We start from the raw sequence: 19120 nt of genomic DNA, 5'->3' as shown, positions 1-19120 counted from the left end.
CCGATCCGCCAGAGAAACTGAATTCCAGTGTAGGGCGCGTCAGACGTTGAGGAAGCGGTCCTTGATGTCGGGCGCTGCCCGCAGCTCATCCGATGTGCCGCGCCATACCACACGGCCCTTTTCCATCACCACGTGCCGGTCGGCAAAGCGCACCAGCGCATCGACATTCTTGTCGATGACGAGAATGGATTCGCCCTCCGCCTTCAGTCGCTGAAGGCAGGCCCAGATTTCCTCGCGGATCAGCGGGGCAAGGCCTTCGGTCGCCTCGTCCAGCACCATCAGGCGCGGGTTGGTCATCAGTGCCCGGCCGATGGCAAGCATCTGCTGCTCCCCGCCCGAAAGCTGGTTGCCTAGGTTGCGCCGCCGCTCCCTCAGCCGCGGAAACAGGCCGTAGACTGTGTCCAGCGTCCACCGGGCCGGATCGCCGCGGCGGGTCGCCAGAAGGTTTTCTTCCACCGACAGCGTGGGGAACACGCGCCGTCCCTCGGGAACCAGCCCGAGCCCCTTTTGCGCAATCACGTGAGACGGGCGCCCGGCAAGGTTTTCGCCGCCGACCACAACGCGCCCGCCGCGCGGCTTGATGAGGCCGAAGATGGCGTTGATCGTGGTGGTCTTGCCCATGCCGTTGCGGCCCAGCAGCGTCACCACTTCGCCGGGCGCAACCGAAAGATCGACACCGAACAGGATGCGCGAATCGCCGTAGGCGGCTTCAAGCCCTTCCACCTCAAGCATCAGACCGCCTCCTCGCCGAGATAGGCGCTGCGCACTTCGGGCATGGCCCGCACGGTTTCGGGGACGCCGCTGGCAATCACCCGGCCGTAGACAAGGACGCTGAGCGTGTCGGCCAGCGAGAACACCGCGCTCATGTCGTGCTCGATGAGGACCAGCGTGTGAGTCGCCTTGAGGGTGCGCATCAGGTCCACCAGCACTTCGCCCTCCTCGTGGCCGGTGCCGGCCAGCGGCTCGTCGAGCAGCAGCATCCTTGCGCCGGTGGCGTAGGCGATGGCGATTTCCAGCTGGCGCTTTTCGCCGTGCGAGAGAGAGCCTGCGATGCGGTCCGCCCGGTCGGCGATGTGGACCTTTTCCAGCGCTTCCATGGCCGCTTCGTTGAGGGCAGCTTCGCGCGCTGCCGGCCGGAAGAAGCGAAAGCTGGACCCTGCGCGCGCCTGCGCAGCCAGCGCCACGTTCTCCAGCACCGAAAAGCCGGCAAGAACGGACGTGATCTGGAACGAGCGCGCCAGCCCCCGATGCACGCGCTGGGGCATGGAAAGGTGGGTGATATCCTCGCCGCCGAAGAACACCTTGCCGCTGTCGGACTTCATGCCGCCGGAAAGCTGGTGGATCAGCGTCGTCTTGCCCGCGCCGTTGGGGCCGATGATGGCGTGGATCTCGCCCGGCGCCACCTCCAGCGACAGATCGTCGGTGACGGCAAGGGAGCCGAAGGACTTGCGCAGGTGCCGGACGGACAGGAGCGGCTCGCTCATGGTTTCGCGCCCCCGGTCAGCTTGCGGGCAAGGCCGGCGAGCCCGCCCCGGCCGAACAGGACGAACAGGATGAGGATGATGCCGAAGCCGAGCTTCCAGTGCTGGGAGAAGGCGGCCAGCCACTCCTCCAGGAGGATGAAGATGGTGGCACCGGCGACCGGCCCGATGAGGGTGCCCATCCCGCCCAGCACCACCATCACGATGAGTTCGCCCGACCTGTGCCACGTCATGAAGGCGGGCGCGACGAACTCGATCTGGTTGGCAAGTAGCACGCCGGCGACCGAGGTGAGCGCCCCGGAGATAACGTAGGCGGTCAGCCGGTAGGGATAGGTGGCAAAGCCGATGGCCCCCATCCGCACCGGATTTTCGCGCGTGCCCCGCAGGACCCGGCCAAAGCGCGAAGCCACGATGCGGCGCAAAAGCACGTAGGCGAGCACCAGCACCACCAGGACGAGATAGAAGAACGCAACGTCGTTGCTGGGCAGGTCCGTGCCGAAGAGGCTGGAGCGGCCGCCCAGCGAAAACCCGTCGTCGCCGCCATACGCCGACAGCGACACGGCGAAGAAGAACGCCATCTGCCCGAACGCCAGCGTGATCATGATGAAGTAGACGCCCCTGGTGCGCAGTGAGAGCGCGCCGGTGACAAGGGCGAACAACGCCGCCGCCACAGCGCCGGCCAGCGTCTGCAGCACAATGTCGGTGATGCCGTTCTTGGTCAGGATCGCCACCGCATAGGCGCCGATCCCGAAAAATGCCGCGTGGCCGAACGACACCATGGCGCCGTAGCCGAGGATGAGGTCGAGCGCGATGGCGGCCAGCGCAAAGATCATGATCCGGCTGGCGATGACCAGAAGGAACATGTCGTCTGTCAGCACCGCCACCAGCGGCAGGAGCGCAAAGGCCCCGAAGATGCCGAGCGCGGCAAGTCGGGATCCTGTGACGAGGCGCGGTGCGGCCCCGCTCACGAGCCGCTGCCCTTGGCACCGAACAGCCCGGCCGGACGGATCACCAGCACAAGCGCCATAAGGATGTAGATGAGCATCGGCGCCAGCACCCGGCCCGCCTGCCCGGCAGCGGCCGGGTCCATCACGGATTTCAGGATCATCGGCCCGAACATCCGGCCCAGCGTATCGACACAGCCGACGAGGATGGCCGCCACGAACGCGCCGCGCACCGAGCCGACGCCGCCGATGACGATGACCACGAATGTAAGGATGAGGATGGATTCCCCCATCCCCGGCCCGACCGAAAGGATGGGCGCGACCATGGCGCCGGCAAAGCCCGCCAGCATCGCCCCGATGCCGAACACCACCATGAAGATGCGGCGGATATTGACGCCAAGCGCCGACACCATCGCGCCATCGGTCGCCCCTGCGCGCAGCAGCATTCCGATGCGGGTGTGGTTGACGAGAATGTAGAGCCCCAGCGCCGTGAAAAGCCCCGCCGCAATGATCGCCAGCCGGTAGACGGGAAAGCGCATGTTGCCGATGAGCGGAATGGAGCCGGACAGGAGTTCGGGCACCGGCACGCTCAGCGGCGCTGCGCCCCAGATCATCTTGACCCCCTCGGTCAGCACCAGAATGAGGCCGAAGGTGGCGAGCACCTGATCGAGGTGACTTCGCGCATAAAGGAAGCGGAACAGCACCACCTCCAGGATGATGCCGATGGCAAACATCGCGGGGATCGTCAGCACGATGGCCAGCACCGGGCTGCCGGTGACGGCGGCAACCGTCGCGGTGACGTAGGCGCCGACCATGTACATGGCGCCGTGCGCCAGATTGATGAGGTCCATGGTGCCGAAGATCAGCGTGAGACCAGCGGCCACCAGAAAGAGCAGGATGCCGAACTGGATCCCGTTCAGCGTCTGCAGCAGGAAGAGGTTCATCATCGCGAAGCACCCACCCTAGCGGCCCCGCGCCATGCCGTGGCGCGCCGCGAGCCCCGCCACCGAAAAGCCTGCCTTGCCAGCGTAGGTGCCCACAATATCCTCTCGCTCAGCCCTGGTCATCACCTCGTCAATGGCGTCGAAACCCTTGGGGGAGCGCTTTTCGGCCTCGTCGATCACCCGCTCCGGGCCGCCCTTGCGGTTGAGGCGGACGATTTCGGCGGTCTTCGGCAACCGGTCCTTTTCGTAGACATAGAGCGCCTGACGGGGGTGCTCGGCAAAGGCCAGCGCATCGGCCAGCGCCCGTGCATCGAGGATTGCCTGGGACGCGCCGTTGGAGCCGACGGGATACATGGGGTGTGCCGCGTCGCCCAGAAGCGTGACACGGCCGAAGGTCCAGCGCGGCAGCGGATCGCGGTCGCACATGGGGTATTCGAAAATCTGCTCGGTGGCTTCCACCAGCGCGGCGATGTCGCAGCCCGGCACGTGGAAGCGGGTGGAATGGGGCAGAACGTCGGCGCGGTTGGCGGGTCGCGACCAACTCTCGCGGGTCGGCGGGCTTGAGCCGTCCGGCGCAACGCGGATGTTGACCACCCAGTTCATCAGCTGCCGGCCGCCGCTGGCCGGAGCGATGGGGTAGAGGACGAACTTGCCGCCCATGCCGCCGCCGATCGCCATGGACTGGCCGTCGCGCCATACGGGCCACTCGGTCGCGCCGCGCCACATGGCAACGCCGTTCCAGTGGGGTGCGCCCTCGTCCGGATAAAAGGCGCGGCGGCCGGCCGAATGGATGCCATCGGCGCAGATCAGCACATCGCCGCGCACGGTGCGGGCAGCGCCGCCCTTTGCACTGTCGGTGAAGTGCGCCGTCACGCCGCCTTCGTCCTGCATGAAGCCGGCAAGAGACGCGCCGGTGACAATGGCATCCGCCCCCAGCCGCTCGATCACCGCATCGTGGATCACCCGTTGCAGGCGGCCCCGATGTATGGAGAATTGCGGAACGGGGTGGCCGGCATCGATGCCGCGCAGCTCGCGCCAGACTTCCTGACCCTGCTTGTTGAGATAGAACAGTTCGCGCGTGCGCACGCCAACCGCATCGAGTGCCGGCAGCAGGCCGAGGTCGGCCAGCTCGCGGATGGCGTGGGGCAGCGTGTTGATGCCGACACCCACCTCGCGCACCCGTGTTGCGTGCTCGTAAAGGGTGACGCGAATGCCGCGCTGGTGCAGCATCAACGCGGTGGTGAGGCCGCCGATCCCGGCGCCTGCGATGATCACATGCATGGCGAAACCTCCCGGCCGGTCATTCCGCGTCCGGCGGCGGCAGGAAGTCCACCTCGTGCTTGGCGGACGTGGCGACCACCGCGGCCGGGTCCGCCTTGGGGCCGAGATTGTGCAAGGCCCAGAACAGGTCGAACAGCCGCCCGGTGGGCGCGACCCAGAACAGGCATTTGATGGTCTGATCGCCCTTGTTGAAGATGCCGTGCGGGATTCCCATCGGCAGGCGGACGAGATCGCCGGGCTCGGCAAAATCCTCGCGACCGTCGAGCACGAAGTCGAACCGGCCTTCGAGAATGTAGAGGAACTCGTCCTGCGTCGGGTGGATGTGGGGCGGCACGAAGGTGCCTTGCGGGAGCGTCGCGTGCCACGACATGGAGTCGCTGGAGACCTGTTTGGGGACGTAGGTCTGGCCCAGAATGTTCCAGCTGATGCTGTCCATTCCGTCGCCCGCGCGCGTGATACCCGGCAACATCTTCACGGGCTTTCCTCTTCTCGAATTCGGTGGCCGGACCCTTTGGCGGGTCCGGCCGTCGCTTGGGTCAGTGGTCGTGTACTGGCGCTACTGCATCTCGCACTGGTCGACGTAGTTGTCGGTGTAATCGTCGAAGATCTTCTCGACGATGGACGTCTGGTACTTGCCGTCGTCGCGCTTGATGGCCTTCACCAGGTAGAAGTCCTGCACCGGGTAGTGGTTGGCGCCGATCTTGAACTCGCCGCGAAGCGAATCGAAGTCGGCCGCTTTCAGCCCTTCGCGGATGCCGTCAGTATTATCAAGGTCGCCATCGACGGACGCGACGGCAGCGTTGATCATCTGCGCCGCATCATAGGCCTGCATGGCGTAGGTGCCGGGCACTGCGCCGTACTTTGCCTCGTATGCTGCGACGAACTCCTTGTTCTTCGGCACGTCGAGGTCGGGCGCCCAGTTGGCCCCGCCGAAGAGACCGAGCGCGGCGTCCTGTGTTGCCGGCAGCGTGCTTTCATCCACCGTGAAGGCGGACAGGAACGGGATGCCGTCCAGCCCCGCCTGGCGGTACTGCTTGACGAGGTTCACACCCATGCCGCCCGGCATGAAGGTGAACACCGCGTCCGGCTGGAAGGCTGCGATCTGCGCAAGTTCAGCCGAAAAATCCAGCTGGCCGAGGGTGGTGAAAACCTCGCCGGCCGTGCCGCCGGTGTAGGAATGCTTGAAGCCCGCCAGCGAATCCTTGCCGGCCTGATAGTTCGGCGCCATCAGGAAGACGTTGGTGTAGCCCTGATCCTGCGCGTACTTGCCCAGAACCTCGTGCACCTGGTCGTTCTGGTAGGATGTCACGAAAAAGTTGGGGTTGCATTCCGCGCCGGCAAAGTTGGACGTGCCGGCATTGGGGCTGATCAGGAACTTGCCGGCGGATGTCACCGGCGGCTGGATCGCCTGGAGGATGTTGGAGAAGATCGGACCGACCACGAAGTCCACATCGTCGCGTTCGATCAGCTCTTTCACCTTGTTGACGGCAACGTCCGGCTTCTGCTCGTCGTCGACCACGATCACTTCGGTGGCGACGCCGCCGAATTTCTCGCCCAGATCTTCCGCGGCAAGGAGAAAGCCGTTGCGCGCCTGCTCGCCGAGCACGGCGGCCGGGCCGCTGAGCGTGACGATGAAGCCGATCTTCAACGGATCCGCGTCCTGCGCGAAGGCGGGTGCCGAGAGCGCTGTCGCGGCCAGAAGCGCCAGCGCCTTGATTGAGGTTGTTCGCATTGTGAGGCCCTTCTCTACGGTCATCGGTGTGACTGCCCCGCACAAAGGACTGCGCAAGGTGTTTCGGCAGATAGTTTACACATAAAACATCTTCCATCAATACATCAGTGCACCGACAATGATCGTGCCGCTTGATTGTGCAATGCAGCAAAAATCGGGCTGCGGCGTGCTGCGTTGCCCACCGCGCGGAAGTCCTGCCGCCCGATTGCAGTTTCACGCATCCGGAGGCCGCAGTCTGCTTGCTTCGCAGGCTCCGGATTGGGCATATTCGGCAAGGCCACCACGCCGCAGAACGGCGGTGCACGCCCGGAGGGTTTGACAGCAACCATGACCGAACAACCAAGCCAGAGGGAGGCGCGGCCGCCACGCCGCCGCCTCGGCGAAACGGTGTTCGGCCACCTCCAGCGGGCCATCAAGTCCGGCGCCTACGACGCAGACGAGCGGTTGCCGCCCGAACATGCGCTTGCAGCCGAATTCGAGGTCTCGCGTCCGGTGATCCGCGATGCGCTGCGGCGCCTGCGCGAAAAGGGGCTGATCTATTCCCGGCAGGGGGCCGGCAGCTTCGTGCGCGCAACGGGCGTGCGCGAACCGCTCGGCTTCGGCGAGCTGGAAAACCTCGCCGACCTGTCGGACTGCTACGAGTTCCGCATCACGGTGGAGCCTGCGGCAGCGGCGCGGGCGGCCCTCTCCCACACCGAGGCGGCACTGGCCGACGTGGAGCGCGCGCTCAACCTGATGCGCGAGGCGACCCACACCAGCCGCCACCGCGAAGATGCGGATTTTTCCTTCCACCTTGCCATCGCAAGGGCATCCACCAACCCCTACTACGCCACAGCAATGGCCTCACTGGAAAGCCATATTGCGGTGGGCATGCAGCTTCATGGCCTGTCGCTGAAGGCGCGGGCCGACGGGCTCGGCCATGTGTTTGCCGAGCATCAGGCGATCTTCGAGGCGGTTGCGCGCGGGGACGCCGATCTGGCCGCCAAACTGATGCGCGGCCATCTTGAGCATTCGCGGGCACGGCTGTTCGAAAGCCAGCGCAATGGCGGTGCGCCCTGAGGCAGCGCCAGTGCGCGATCCCGTCGCCCGGTCAGCCGGCGGCGCGGTAGATGGCGAGAACGTCGTCGGCACTCATGTCGCGGGGGTTGTTGTCCATCAGGCGGCGGATGGCGTGGGCTTCCTCGGCCCATGCGGGCAGATCGCCGGCCTTTGCGCCATGGGCGGACATGCGCATCTCCACACCAAGGCTTTCGCACCATTCACGCGCGCCGGCCAGAACGTCGGTGCCGGCGGGAATGCCGAGCGCCGTTGCAATCTCGGCCGTCTTTTCCGGCACGGCCTGCTGGTTGAACGCCAGCACGTGCGGGAAGATGATTGCGTTGGCGAGCCCGTGCGCCATGCCAAGCCGGGTTCCGAGCGGATAGGCCAGCGCATGCCCCGCTGCGGTGTTGACCGGGCCAAGGCAGACCCCGCCATAAAAGCTTGCCAGCATCATGCCGGCGCGCGCTTCGGTGTCGCTGCCATCGGCCACGGCACGGGCGAGATAGCGGCCGACCAGCGCCATCCCGCGCCGGGCGAAATCGTCCACCAGATCGTGGGACTTGAGGCTGGTGAACGCCTCCACGCAGTGGGCCAGCGCATCGACGCCTGTGGCCGCCGTGATTGCCGGCGGCACCGAGTGGGTCAGCACCGGGTCCAGCACTGCGAGATCTGCAATCATGTGGGCGCTGCCGACGGCAATCTTGGCGTGGGTGTCCGGGTTGGTGACCAGCGCGCGAATGCCGGCCTCCGAGCCGGTTCCCGCCGTGGTCGGCACCTGCGCCAGCGCGGTGTTGCGACCCTTGACCTTGTCGTTGCCGGAAACGTCCTCGATGGTCTGCGTGCCGTCCCACATGGCGGCAACCAGCTTGGCAACGTCCATCGGCGAACCGCCGCCAAGCCCGACAATTGCGGCGGGCCTCACCTCGCGCGCCATTTCGAGCGCTGCATCCAGCACGCCGGTTTCGGGCTCCGGCAGAACGCCGTCGAAGATAGCGGCGCTGCCGAGGCCGAGTTCGCCCGCAAGGCGCGCGGTGCTCTTGCCGGAGATGACGAGCACCGGGCCGTCGAACGTAGCCGCCCACTCGCCGATCAGCCTGCCCTTGCCGGCTCCGATCTCGACGCGGCGCGGCTGGTGCAGGGTGATGGGTTGGCTCATGCTCATCGTGCTTGCTCCAGTGCAGCCATTTGCGTTTCCACGTCCGCGCGTTCGGCCTCGGTCAGCGGCAGCAGCGGGGCACGCACGTTGGTCCACTCCGGCGCACCGCGGCGGCGGGCGACCATCGCCTTCACCGTGGGGATCTGCACATAGGCGTTGGTGAGGGTGCGCATTGCCACAATGTGCGCCTGCGCAGCATCCACCGCGGCGGACGCGGCGGGGTCGGCGTGATTGTCGAAGACGGTGCGCAGCGCGGCGGCAACCAGATTGGAGGTGGCCGTGATGCAGCCCGCCCCGCCCGCCTGCAACACCGGAAGGAGCAACGGATCGGCTCCGGCAAAGAGCTGGAACCCCGGAAACGCAGCGATGATCTCGCGCATCCGGTCAATGTCGCCGGCTGAATCCTTGATGCCGACCACAGTGTCCGGATAGCGCTTCAGCAGCGCCTCGATGATGGCAGGGCTGATCGTCACGCCGGACATCTGGGGGATGTGGTAAAGCACCACCTTCAGCCGCGCATCGCCCACCGCCTCGATGGTTTCGCAGTAGGCGCGCAGCACGCCCTCGTCGCTCACGCCCTTGTAGTAAAATGGCGGCAGCATCACCACCGCCGCAACGCCCGCTGCCACCGCATGGCGGGTCAGCGCCACCGTGTCGGGAAGGTTTGCGGTGCCGGTGCCCGGCATCAGCCGTGCCGGATCGATCCCGGCCGCAACAACGCTGTCCAGAAGCTCCTGCCGCTCGTTGAGGCCGAACGAGTTTGCCTCGCCTGTGGTGCCCAGAAGCGCGATGCCGTGGCAGCCCTCGGCCAGCAGCGCCTTGCAATGCTCGGCAAAACGCCCGGTGTCGGGCGCGCCGCTGGCCGTTACCGGCGTTGTGGCGGCACTGTAGACCCCGGCGAGCGATGGGGTGGTCATGCTTTGGGGCCTTTCGCAAGACGGCGCGCATAGGCCAGCGCCGACATCATGTTGCCGTGGTTGGCCTTGCCGGTGCCGGCAATGTCAAACGCGGTGCCGTGGTCGACGGACGTGCGGTCGATGGGCAGCCCCACCGACACGTTGACCGCCGTGTCGAACGCGACGAGCTTGATGGGGATGTGCCCCTGGTCGTGATATTGCGCGACCACGAGATCGAACGCGCCCTGATAGGCGCGGTGAAACACGGTATCTGCCGAAATCGGGCCCTTGACGTCGATCCCCTCGCCGCGGGCGGTGGAGACGGCCGGGGCAATCTGGTCATCGTCCTCGCGGCCGAACAGGCCGTCTTCGCCGCAGTGGGGGTTGATGCCGGCGACAGCGATGCGCGGCGCTTCGATGCCGATCCGCTTGAGGTGCGCGTTGCCGGCGCGGATGGTGGACAGCACCCGCTCCGGTGTTGCACGGCCGATGGCATCACGCAGCGAAACGTGGGTGGAGACGTGGATCACCTTCAGCCGCTCGGACGCCAGCAGCATGTATGCCGCGTCCGCCCCGGTCAGCTCGCGCAGGAGCCCGGTGTGGCCGTCATAGTGGTGACCGGCCGCATTCAGCGCCCCCTTGTTGATGGGCGCCGTCACGATGCACGCGATATCGCCCCGCTCCGCCGCACGGATGGCCGCCTCGATGAAGCGGAACGCCGCATCGCCCGCCGCCGGGGAAATCTTGCCGAAGGGCAGCGGTCCGCCCTCGATTTCGATGTCGTGGACCATCCCGCCCAGATCGACCGCCGTGCCGGCCGCGTCCTGCGCAGCATCCAGCGTGGCGCGATTGCCGAACACGCGGGTGTTGGCGCGGTCCCCCGCCGACATCTCGGCCAGTGCCTTGACGGTGATCTCCGGGCCGACCCCCGCCGGGTCTCCCATGGTGATGCCCAGAATTTCAGTCATGCGTCGCTCTCCCCGCCGCGCGTTTCCCCGTCGATCCAGCCGGCGGGAAGGCGCGTGAATTTGATGGCCCTGCGGTGGAACGTGTAGGCGAGATCAAGCCCGCCGTCCGCCCGCTGCACCAAAGAGGGATAGGACAGTTCGTGGTTTTGCCCATCCAGCGAATTGTTGGTGAGGCAGGTGCCGGGGCCGTCTTCCACCACGCGCCGCAGGGGAAAGGTGCGCCCGCCGTCCGCCGAAACGCTGATCGACAGCGGCGCCCGCGGAATGCCCCAGACGGGCGTGCAGGCCTCGCGCGGACGCACCGCGGCCGGGGCTTCGTCTTCGCCTGCGGCCGCATCGTCGCCGTCCAGCTCGTCATAAAGCGAGGCGCGGCGGGCGGAGTGCTCGCTGGCGCTCGTCGGATTGGAGGCGATGGCGATCCGCCCGTCCGCCAACGCAATGGCCGACAGGGACGAATTGTTGTTCGGACAATCCGTCGAAGCGGGAACGGACCAGCTCGCCCCGCCGTCGACGCTTTCGCTGCGGTGGATCCAATCGGCTTGCCGGCGCCGGAAAAAGGCCGCCAGATGGTCGCCGTCTGCCACGATGGCCATGTGGACGCAGCCCACCGATCCCGGCACGTCCACAATCTCGATTGTCGCCCCCTCGTCGCGGCTGATGCCGACGGCGGCCGTGTCGTACCGGCCCGTCCACGCCTCGCCCGGCGCAGGGTTGCAGCGGAACAGGGGGATCAGCCAGCGGCCGTCCTCGCCCACATGGACCGGGCTGCGCACGAAGGTTCCGCGCGGCAGTGGCAGGTCGCGCGCCTCCGATGCAGTGATTGCCGTGCCGTCGACGGCGAGGCGGCGGTGGCGCAGGGCGCAGCGGTCCTGATGGCCGGAGGGTTGCGCGGTGTTGATGAGGTGGAGGCCGCCCGTCCGGCCGATCACCAGCAAGGGGTTCTGCTCGGAGCGGACCGGATCGTCGGTGATGGCGACAGTGGGGCCGAACCGGTCCGACCCGAGGGGCAGGATGGCGCCATGGATGGCAATGTCACGGGCGCCTTCCAGGCTGCCGGCAAACCACAGGCACAGGCAGTCCCCGCCGGGGAGTTCGGCCACAAACGGTGCGTGATTTTGCACCTGCGGCGAGGGCAGCAATGCCGAAAGCACCCCGCCGTCGCCCGGCGCCAGCCGGCACGACATGGCCGCCGCAATGGCCTGGGGTGACGGCGGCGCGTTTCCAGCCCAAAATCGTGTGTCGTCCGCCATCGTCGTGCTCTTCCACAAGGTCCTCAGCCTCCCGCCCCGTAGACAACTTGTCAAGTTGTATGAATTCAGAAAACAAACCGGCCACAGCCGATATTCTGAAATATCATCATAAAAAACAATGCACTAAAATGAATCCACGCCCTTCGAAAACACGCCTCAAGGTTATACGTTGACAAATTATCGACCCCATGAGCATCCTTCAAGCCATGTTTACACCCGCAACGGGGAGCCCCTGGCGTGATGGCATGGCGCGCGGGGCAGTCCACAGCCGGCCATGCTCACCTGATCGCTGCCGCGCTGATGACGCTGGCCGCAGCGTTCAACGCCGTGGACGCCGCGATCGTCCGCGTCGTCGCGGTCGAGGTGCATCCGTTTGCCATCGGCTTTTTCCGGGCGCTGTTCGGCCTCATTGTGGTGATGCCGTGGATCCTGGCGCGCAGGCACAACCTCACCACCACGCGCCTGCCGCTGCATGCGCTGCGGGCCGGGCTCAAGCTTCTCTCGCTGGTTGCGTTCTTTGCGGCGCTTGCGCACGCGCCGCTGGCGGAGGTGACGGCCATTGCGTTTGCGGTGCCGATCTTCGTCACGCTGGGCGCCTGGCTGATCCTCGGCGAAAAGGTGGGCCGGCTGCGGGCGCTGGCGCTGCCCATCGGCTTCATCGGGGTGATCATCATCCTCGACCCCGGCGCCCACGGCATTCCGCCGGCGATCTGGCTCGCGGTGATCGGCATGCTTTTGCAGGCCACCATCGTGGTGATCCTGAAGCGGATGTCGGCGGACGAGAGCGCATTCACGCTGGTGGCGTGGAACCTCATTCTCTCCGTCCCGCTGGCGATCATCCCTGCCCTGTTCGTGTGGACCACGCCGTCCTGGCCGATCCTGGGCCTCTTGATGATGCAGGGCGCATTCGGCGCCCTGAACATGACGCTGATCACGCTCGCCGTGTCGATGGCGCCCGCCAGCTTCGTCGCGCCTTTCGACTTCATGCGCCTGCCGTTCGTGGCCTTGCTGGCCTACGTCCTGTTCGGCGAGGACGTGCAGCTGACGACATGGATCGGCGCGGGCCTGATCCTTCTCACCACCGCGCTCGTTGCAAGAAGTTCGCGCAACCGCGGGGCGAATAACACTTGCACTCCGCCCGTCGGCACAGTTCGATTGGCGGATGTCGAATTGGCGGAGGTTCCGGACGGAACCACGCCGGACACAAGAAGCGGCACAAAAAACGCCGCCACGATCAACCGGGAGGAAACCGAGGAATGAGAAGTCTGACAATGACTGCGGTCGGCGCGGTGCTCGCGCTCACCGCGGGCACTGCCTACGCGCAGGACCGCAACGTCACCATCGTGCTGTCCGAAGAGCTTGAGCTGGTCGACCCCTGCATGGCGTCCCAGTCGAACATCGGCCGCGTGGTCCTGCAAAACATTGCCGAAACCGTCACCGAGCTGGTGCCCGGCGAAGGCCTTCAGCCCCGGCTTGCCACAAGCTGGGAAGACAGGGGCGACGGCACCTGGCGCTTCAACCTGCGCGAAGGCGTGAAATTTTCCGACGGCAGCGACTTCACCGCAGCGGACGTCGCCCACTCCATCGCCCGCACCATCAACAACGATGCGCTGGTGTGCGAGATCGGCGCAAAATATTTTGGCGGCATGGAGCTGACCACCAACGTCGTCGATGACACCACCCTCGACGTGACCGTCGACCCGCCGCAGCCGATCCTGCCGCTCCTGATGTCCACGCTGACCGTTGTGCCGGAAGACGCACCGATGGACAGCTACGTGACGACCCCGGTCGGCACCGGCCCCTACACGTTCGACGAGTATAATCGCGGGCAGAATATCAAGCTCTCCGCCAACAACGACTGGTGGGCGCAGTCGCCCGAAGTGACCGGCGCCACCTATGTGTTCCGCGCCGACAGCGCCGTGCGCGCAGCAATGGTGGAGACCGGCGAGGCGGAAATCGCGCCCAACATTTCGGTGCAGGACGCCACCAACCCGGACACGGACTTCTCCTACCCCAACTCGGAGACCGTCTATATCCGCATCGACGTCGGCAACCCGCCGCTGGACGACAAGCGCGTGCGTGAAGCGCTCAACCTTGCCATCGACCGCGAGGCCTTCCTCGGCACCATCATGCCCGACGGCACCGAGCTTGCCAGCGCCATCAACGTGCCGACCACGCTGGGTTCCAACCCGGACATCAAGCCCTACGCCTACGACCCCGACCGTGCCCGCACGCTGCTCGAAGAGGCCAAGGCCGATGGCGTCGACACCGGCGCTGAGATCGAACTGATCGGCCGGACCAACAATTTCGGCAACGTGCTGGAAACGCTGGAAGCCATCCAGTCCATGCTGCAGGACGTCGGCTTCAACATCGACCTGCAGATGTACGAAGTGGCCGAGTGGATCGACATCTACTCCAAGCCCTTCGCCGAAGACCGCAAGCCGCAGCTGTTCACCGCCATGCACGACAATGCCAACGGCGACCCGGTGTTCTCGATGTACTTCAAGTACCACTCGGACGGGCTCCAGTCCGCCATCGAGGACCCCAAGGTGGACGAGCTGATCACCAAGGCGACCGCTGCCACAGGTGACGAGCGCGCCGCCCTCTGGTCGGAGCTGTTCGCCTACCTGCAGGAAGACGTGATTTCCGACATCATGCTCTTCCACATGGTCGGCTTCAGCCGCGTCAGCGACACGATCGACTTCAAGCCCACCATCCGCACCAATTCCGAACTGCAGCTGTCTCAGATCAGCTTCAAGTAGGACTGACCCTCAGCCCGCGCCGGCATCCGGCGCGGGCTTCCCGTTTGCAAAGCCCGGCGCCATGCCGGTGGTCTGATCGAGGTGATTGATGGGCGCGTTTCTGGCCCGGCGCGTGTTCGCCAGCGCCATTTCTCTGGTCGGCCTGATCGTCCTGGTGTTCTTCCTGTCGCGGCTGACGGGTGACCCCACGGCGCTTTTCCTGCCGATCGACGCATCGCTGGAAAGCCGTGAGCGGTTTCGCGAACTGCACGGGTTCAACGATCCGCTTTACGTCCAGTTTCTGCACTATTTCGGCGACGTGATCCGGCTCGACTTCGGCGAGTCCATCCGCCGCGCCGAGCCTGCCCTCAACGTGGTGCTCGAAGCGTTCACGTGGACGCTCCAGCTCGCCGTCATCACCATGACGCTGGTCACCTTGTGCGCAATTCTCATCGGCTCGCTCGCCGCCTTCAATGTCGGCGGTGTGTTCGACCGGCTGGCGACCTTCTTCTCGCTCGTCGGCGCCAGCGCGCCGGACTTCTGGATCGCCATCGTCTCCATTGTGGTGTTCGCGGTGGTGCTCGGCTGGGTGCCCACCTCCGGCACCGGCTCACCGCTTCACTGGGTGCTGCCGGTGGGGGTGCTGTTCCTGCGCCCGTTCGGCCTCATCGTGCAGGTCGTCCGCGGTTCGATGATCACCGCCCTCAACGCCGCCTACGTCAAGACCGCGCGTGCCAAGGGCGTGAAGAACAAGTCCATCGTGTTCGTCCATGCGCTGCGCAACGCGATGCTGCCGGTCATCACCGTGATCGGCGATCAGGCAGCCTCGCTCCTCAACGGCGCTGTGGTGGTGGAAACCATTTTCGGCTTCCCTGGCGTCGGCAAGCTGATGATCGATTCCATCCTCCAGCGGGACTTCAACGTCATCCTTGCCGCCATCACCGTCACCGCCGTCGCGATCTTCGTGATGAATTTCCTGATCGACCTCGCCTACGCCGCGCTCGATCCACGCATCAGGACCTGACCCCATGGCCATCCTCGATGCCCAGACCCCCGTTATCGCGCCCCGCCGCAACCCGCTGGTGCGCACCATCTCCATGCTGTGGCGCGACAAGTTCGCCTTCTGCGCAGCCTCCTTCCTGCTGATCGTCGTCCTTTGCGCGCTTCTCGGCCCGCTGCTCCTCGGCGACGCGGCCTCGCAGCAGAATTTGCGCGCGCGCAATGCCGCACCGTTCGAGCTGGAGCGGGGGTGGCTGTTCATTCTCGGCGGCGACGCGCTCGGCCGGCCGCTTCTGGCGCGCATCATCGTCGCGGCACAGAACACGATGATGATTGCCGCCGGCGCCGTGGTCGCCGCCCTCATCATCGGCACGGGGCTTGGCCTTGTGGCAGGCTACGCCGGCAAGCGCACCGGCGCGGTCATCATGCGGCTCGCCGACGTCATCATGTCGTTTCCGTCGCTGCTTCTGGCCGTGGTCGTGCTTTATGCGCTGGCGCCTTCGGTGGCCAACCTCATCATCGTCCTCGCCATCACCCGCATTCCGATCTACCTGCGCACCACCCGCGCCGAAGTGCTGGAAATCAAGGAGCGGATGTTCGTGCAGGCGGCCAGGGTGATGGGCGCCTCCTCCGGGCGGATCATCCTGCGCCACCTCCTCCCCGTCACCGTGCCGACGCTGATGACCATCGCGACGCTGGATTTCGCGTTCGTGATGCTCGCCGAGTCCGCGCTTTCGTTTCTGGGCATCGGCATCCAGCCGCCGGAAATCACGTGGGGGCTGATGGTGAGCCAGGGCCGTGCCTATCTCACCAACGCGTGGTGGCTCGCCTTCTGGCCCGGCCTTGCGATCATCCTCACCACGCTGTCGCTCAACCTCGTCTCGAACTGGCTGCGCATTGCGCTTGATCCCACGCAGCGCTGGCGTCTGGAGGGTGGCCGCAATGCCTGAGCCCGACTCCCACCTTCTTGAGGTTCGCGACCTCTCCGTCCGCTTCCACGCCGCCGGGCAGACGGTGGATGCCGTCAAGGGCGTGAGCTGGCATCTGGACCGCGGCGAAACGCTGGCGATCCTGGGCGAAAGCGGTTCCGGCAAATCGGTCTCCGCCTCGGCGATCATGAACCTGATCGACTGTCCGCCGGCTGAAATCGTCAGCGGCGAGATCCTGTTCGACGGCAAGGACCTTCTGAAGATGGACGATGAGGCGCGCCGGGAAATCAACGGTCGCCGCATTGCCATGATCTTCCAGGACCCGTTCAGCCACCTCAACCCGGTCTACCCCATCGGCTGGCAGATTGTGGAAGCGATGACCGCCCACGACATGTCGCGCGCCGACGCAAAGGCCCGCGCCACGGAGCTCCTGCGCCGCGTCGGCATCACCGACAAGCGGGCGATGCGGAAATTTCCGCACCAGTTTTCGGGCGGGCAGCGCCAGCGGATCATGATTGCCATGGCGCTTGCGCTGAAGGCCGACATCCTGATTGCGGACGAGCCCACCACGGCGCTGGACGTGACCGTGCAGGCCGACGTTCTGGCGCTTCTGGAAGAGTTGCAGGCCGAAACCGGCATGGGCCTCCTCCTCATCACCCACGACCTTGGCGTGGTGGCGGAGGTCGCCGACCGCGTGGTGGTCATGTCCAAGGGCGAGGCGGTCGAGAAAGGCACGGCGCACCAGATCTACCATGCGCCAAAGCATCCCTACACAAGGGCGCTCGTGGGGGCCGTGCCGGGACAGGGCGCGCTGCACGAACCGCAGAGCGCCAATGCCCCCATCCTGGTGGTGGAGGACATGCGCAAATCCTATGGCGGCTTCGATGCGCTGAAGGGCGTCTCGTTCGAGATGATGGCAGGCGAAACGCTTGCCATCGTCGGCGAGAGCGGCTCGGGCAAGTCCACCCTTGCCCGCACGCTGCTGCAGCTGGAGGAGCCGACCGGCGGCCGTGCGCTGTGGCATGGCAGCAATCTGTTCGAAAAATCCGGAGGGGAGATGCAGAAGGTGCGCCGCGCCATGCAGATGGTGTTTCAGGACCCCACCCAGTCGCTCAATCCGCGGATGAGCGTGTTCCAGATCGTGTCGGAAGCCTTCGTCATCCACCGCGAGATCTTGCCGAAGGCGCGCTGGAAGGCACGGGTGGAGGAGCTTTTGGTGCAGGTGGGGCTCGGCCCGGAGCATATGGACCGCTACCCGCACCAGTTCTCCGGCGGCCAGCGCCAGCGCATCGCCATTGCCCGTGCGCTTGCGATGGAGCCCGAGCTTATCGTATGCGACGAGGCGGTTTCGTCGCTCGACGTGTCCATTCAGGCCCAGGTCATCAAACTGCTTGACCGGCTCCGGCGTGAATTGGGGATTGCTTTCATGTTCATCGCACACGATCTACCGGTGGTACGCGACTTCGCCGACCGGGTCATCGTGATGAAGGACGGCGAGATCGTGGAGACCGGCACCGTGCGGGAAATCTTCGAAAACCCGCAGGTGCCTTACACACAGGCCCTTCTTGCCGCCAGTCTCGACCCGGACCCCGATGTGCAGGCCACCCGCCGCGCCGATCGGGACGCCGGCCGGACGAATGCCGCGAGTGCCGCCTGATCTGCGCGTTGCAACACCTTCCCGCGGCAACGCGCGGATAGTACGGGAGTATCCAGATGACGCGGTCGATGCTTCGCGACCTCACCTTTCCGCTGTGCGTGACCGCGCTCGGCCTGATCCTGGCATTCTGGCTGGGCTACAACACCACCGGCAACCTCGGCGGTGCGGTATCGTTCCTGCTGGTGGGCAGCGTGCTGGCGGTGCTGGAGATCTCGCTGTCGTTCGACAATGCGATCGTGAACGCCAACAAGCTGAAGGAAATGAGCGAGGTCTGGCAGCGCCGCTTCCTCACCTGGGGCATCCTCATCGCCGTGTTCGGGATGCGCATCATCTTCCCGCTGGCGGTGGTTGCCATCGCAGCCAAGATCGGCCCCATCGAGGCCATCCGCCTCGCCGCCTACGAGCCGGCCCAGTACGCCGCCATCATCGCCGACGCACACGTGTCCATTGCAGCCTTCGGCGGCACGTTCCTGATGATGGTCGCGCTTTGCTATTTCATTGACGAAGAAAAAGAAATCGACTGGCTGAAGCGGGTGGAATCGCGCCTTCGCCGCTGCGCCTCCGTCCGCGGCATGGCCTATGGCGTGGTCCTTTGCGCCATGCTGGTGTTCACGCTGCTTCTGCCCGATTCCGATGCCTACGACTTCATGTTCGCCGCAGCCCTCGGCCTGGTGGTGTTCAACGCCGTCGACACGCTGGGCCATGTGCTGGACGCCAAGCAGGCGGCGCGCGACACCGCCCGCGTCGGCGGCCTGGGCGCCTTCCTCTACCTCGAAGTGCTGGACGCCTCGTTCAGCTTCGACGGTGTGATCGGGGCCTTTGCGCTGACGCAGAACCTCTTCCTCATCGCCATCGGCCTCGGGATCGGCGCGGTCTATGTCCGCTCCATGACCATCATGCTCGTCCAGCGGCAGACGTTGCGCCAGTTCCGCTACCTCGAGCACGGCGCGTTTTACTCGATCTTCGTCCTCTCGGTGATCATGTACCTCCAGAGCATCGTCCATGTGCCGGAGGTCATCACCGGGCTGATTGGCGCCGGAATGATCGGACTTTCGCTGGTCTCCTCCGTGCGGTTCAACCGCCGCTACGCCGCCGAATAGG

Annotated in this window: 18 protein-coding genes; 7 read left to right on the top strand and 11 right to left on the bottom strand. The window is 65.8% G+C overall.

The genetic code is table 11. The features are described 5' to 3' along the window. Positions 1–39 precede the first annotated feature (39 nt). The 7 genes from RDV64_RS12585 to RDV64_RS12555 form a co-directional block, all read right to left on the bottom strand. Complete coding sequence (locus RDV64_RS12585; RefSeq protein WP_309195271.1) at positions 40–732, bottom strand: ABC transporter ATP-binding protein; 693 nt, start codon at positions 730–732, stop codon at positions 40–42. Then, positions 732–1484: an ABC transporter ATP-binding protein gene (locus RDV64_RS12580; RefSeq protein ID WP_309195270.1), complete on the bottom strand. Its 753-nt coding sequence runs from the start codon at positions 1482–1484 to the stop codon at positions 732–734. Before RDV64_RS12580 ends, RDV64_RS12585 begins: the two co-directional genes overlap by 1 nt. Continuing rightward, entirely contained in the window at positions 1481–2449 is a 969-nt protein-coding gene (locus RDV64_RS12575; protein WP_309195269.1) for a branched-chain amino acid ABC transporter permease, read from the bottom strand. Before RDV64_RS12575 ends, RDV64_RS12580 begins: the two co-directional genes overlap by 4 nt. Continuing rightward, entirely contained in the window at positions 2446–3369 is a 924-nt protein-coding gene (locus RDV64_RS12570) for a branched-chain amino acid ABC transporter permease (protein ID WP_309199498.1), read from the bottom strand. The genes RDV64_RS12575 and RDV64_RS12570 overlap by 4 nt, the downstream gene beginning before the upstream one ends. A gap of 18 nt (positions 3370–3387) precedes the next feature. After that, positions 3388–4650, bottom strand: coding sequence for a flavin-dependent oxidoreductase (locus RDV64_RS12565; RefSeq protein ID WP_309195268.1), 1263 nt, complete (start codon positions 4648–4650; stop codon positions 3388–3390). Positions 4651–4669: 19 nt separating this feature from the next. Continuing rightward, positions 4670–5119 carry a cupin domain-containing protein gene (locus RDV64_RS12560; protein WP_309199497.1) on the bottom strand — a complete coding sequence of 150 codons (450 nt, stop codon included), beginning with the start codon at positions 5117–5119 and terminating at the stop codon, positions 4670–4672. Between the two features lie 87 nt (positions 5120–5206). Then, positions 5207–6382, bottom strand: coding sequence for an ABC transporter substrate-binding protein (locus RDV64_RS12555; RefSeq protein WP_309195267.1), 1176 nt, complete (start codon positions 6380–6382; stop codon positions 5207–5209). Between the two features lie 327 nt (positions 6383–6709). Here RDV64_RS12555 and RDV64_RS12550 point away from each other — a divergent pair, with 327 nt between their 5' ends. Next, positions 6710–7441, top strand: a complete 732-nt coding sequence (locus RDV64_RS12550; protein ID WP_309195266.1) for a FadR/GntR family transcriptional regulator — start codon at positions 6710–6712, stop codon at positions 7439–7441. A gap of 31 nt (positions 7442–7472) precedes the next feature. Here RDV64_RS12550 and RDV64_RS12545 read toward each other — a convergent pair whose 3' ends face one another. From RDV64_RS12545 to RDV64_RS12530, 4 genes are read right to left on the bottom strand one after another with little or no spacing between them, the layout of a single operon-like run. Continuing rightward, positions 7473–8585 (bottom strand): iron-containing alcohol dehydrogenase, encoded by a 1113-nt coding sequence (locus tag RDV64_RS12545; protein ID WP_309195265.1) that lies wholly within the window; start codon positions 8583–8585, stop codon positions 7473–7475. Continuing rightward, a complete protein-coding gene (locus RDV64_RS12540; RefSeq protein WP_309195264.1) occupies positions 8582–9496 on the bottom strand; it encodes a dihydrodipicolinate synthase family protein in 915 nt (304 codons plus the stop codon). Before RDV64_RS12540 ends, RDV64_RS12545 begins: the two co-directional genes overlap by 4 nt. Further along, the gene (pdxA, locus tag RDV64_RS12535; RefSeq protein WP_309195263.1) at positions 9493–10443 is read right to left on the bottom strand and encodes a 4-hydroxythreonine-4-phosphate dehydrogenase PdxA; all 951 of its coding nucleotides are present in this window, start codon (positions 10441–10443) and stop codon (positions 9493–9495) included. Before pdxA ends, RDV64_RS12540 begins: the two co-directional genes overlap by 4 nt. Further along, positions 10440–11693 (bottom strand): exo-alpha-sialidase, encoded by a 1254-nt coding sequence (locus tag RDV64_RS12530; protein ID WP_309195262.1) that lies wholly within the window; start codon positions 11691–11693, stop codon positions 10440–10442. Before RDV64_RS12530 ends, pdxA begins: the two co-directional genes overlap by 4 nt. Before the next feature lie 240 nt (positions 11694–11933). On the opposite strand from RDV64_RS12530, the gene RDV64_RS12525 reads away from it, so the two are divergent. The 6 genes from RDV64_RS12525 (at position 11934) to RDV64_RS12500 (ending at position 19119) form a co-directional block, all read left to right on the top strand. Continuing rightward, positions 11934–12953 (top strand): DMT family transporter, encoded by a 1020-nt coding sequence (locus RDV64_RS12525; RefSeq protein ID WP_309199496.1) that lies wholly within the window; start codon positions 11934–11936, stop codon positions 12951–12953. Continuing rightward, positions 12950–14455: an ABC transporter substrate-binding protein gene (locus RDV64_RS12520; protein WP_309195261.1), complete on the top strand. Its 1506-nt coding sequence runs from the start codon at positions 12950–12952 to the stop codon at positions 14453–14455. The genes RDV64_RS12525 and RDV64_RS12520 overlap by 4 nt, the downstream gene beginning before the upstream one ends. Positions 14456–14543: 88 nt before the next feature. Then, complete coding sequence (locus RDV64_RS12515) at positions 14544–15458, top strand: ABC transporter permease (protein ID WP_309195260.1); 915 nt, start codon at positions 14544–14546, stop codon at positions 15456–15458. 73 nt (positions 15459–15531) lie between these two features. After that, positions 15532–16383 carry an ABC transporter permease gene (locus RDV64_RS12510; protein WP_375143827.1) on the top strand — a complete coding sequence of 284 codons (852 nt, stop codon included), beginning with the start codon at positions 15532–15534 and terminating at the stop codon, positions 16381–16383. Further along, on the top strand, positions 16376–18019 hold the full coding sequence (locus RDV64_RS12505) for an ABC transporter ATP-binding protein (protein WP_309195258.1): 1644 nt from the start codon (positions 16376–16378) through the stop codon (positions 18017–18019). The genes RDV64_RS12510 and RDV64_RS12505 overlap by 8 nt, the downstream gene beginning before the upstream one ends. Before the next feature lie 56 nt (positions 18020–18075). Beyond that, positions 18076–19119, top strand: coding sequence for a DUF475 domain-containing protein (locus RDV64_RS12500; protein WP_309195257.1), 1044 nt, complete (start codon positions 18076–18078; stop codon positions 19117–19119). Position 19120 lies beyond the last annotated feature (1 nt).

The sequence above is a fragment of the Acuticoccus sp. MNP-M23 genome (genome assembly GCF_031195445.1).
Taxonomy (GTDB): Bacteria; Pseudomonadota; Alphaproteobacteria; order Rhizobiales; family Amorphaceae; genus Acuticoccus.
The sequence above is the reverse complement of the archived record's forward strand: the minus strand, read 5'-3'. Positions and strand labels throughout refer to the sequence as shown.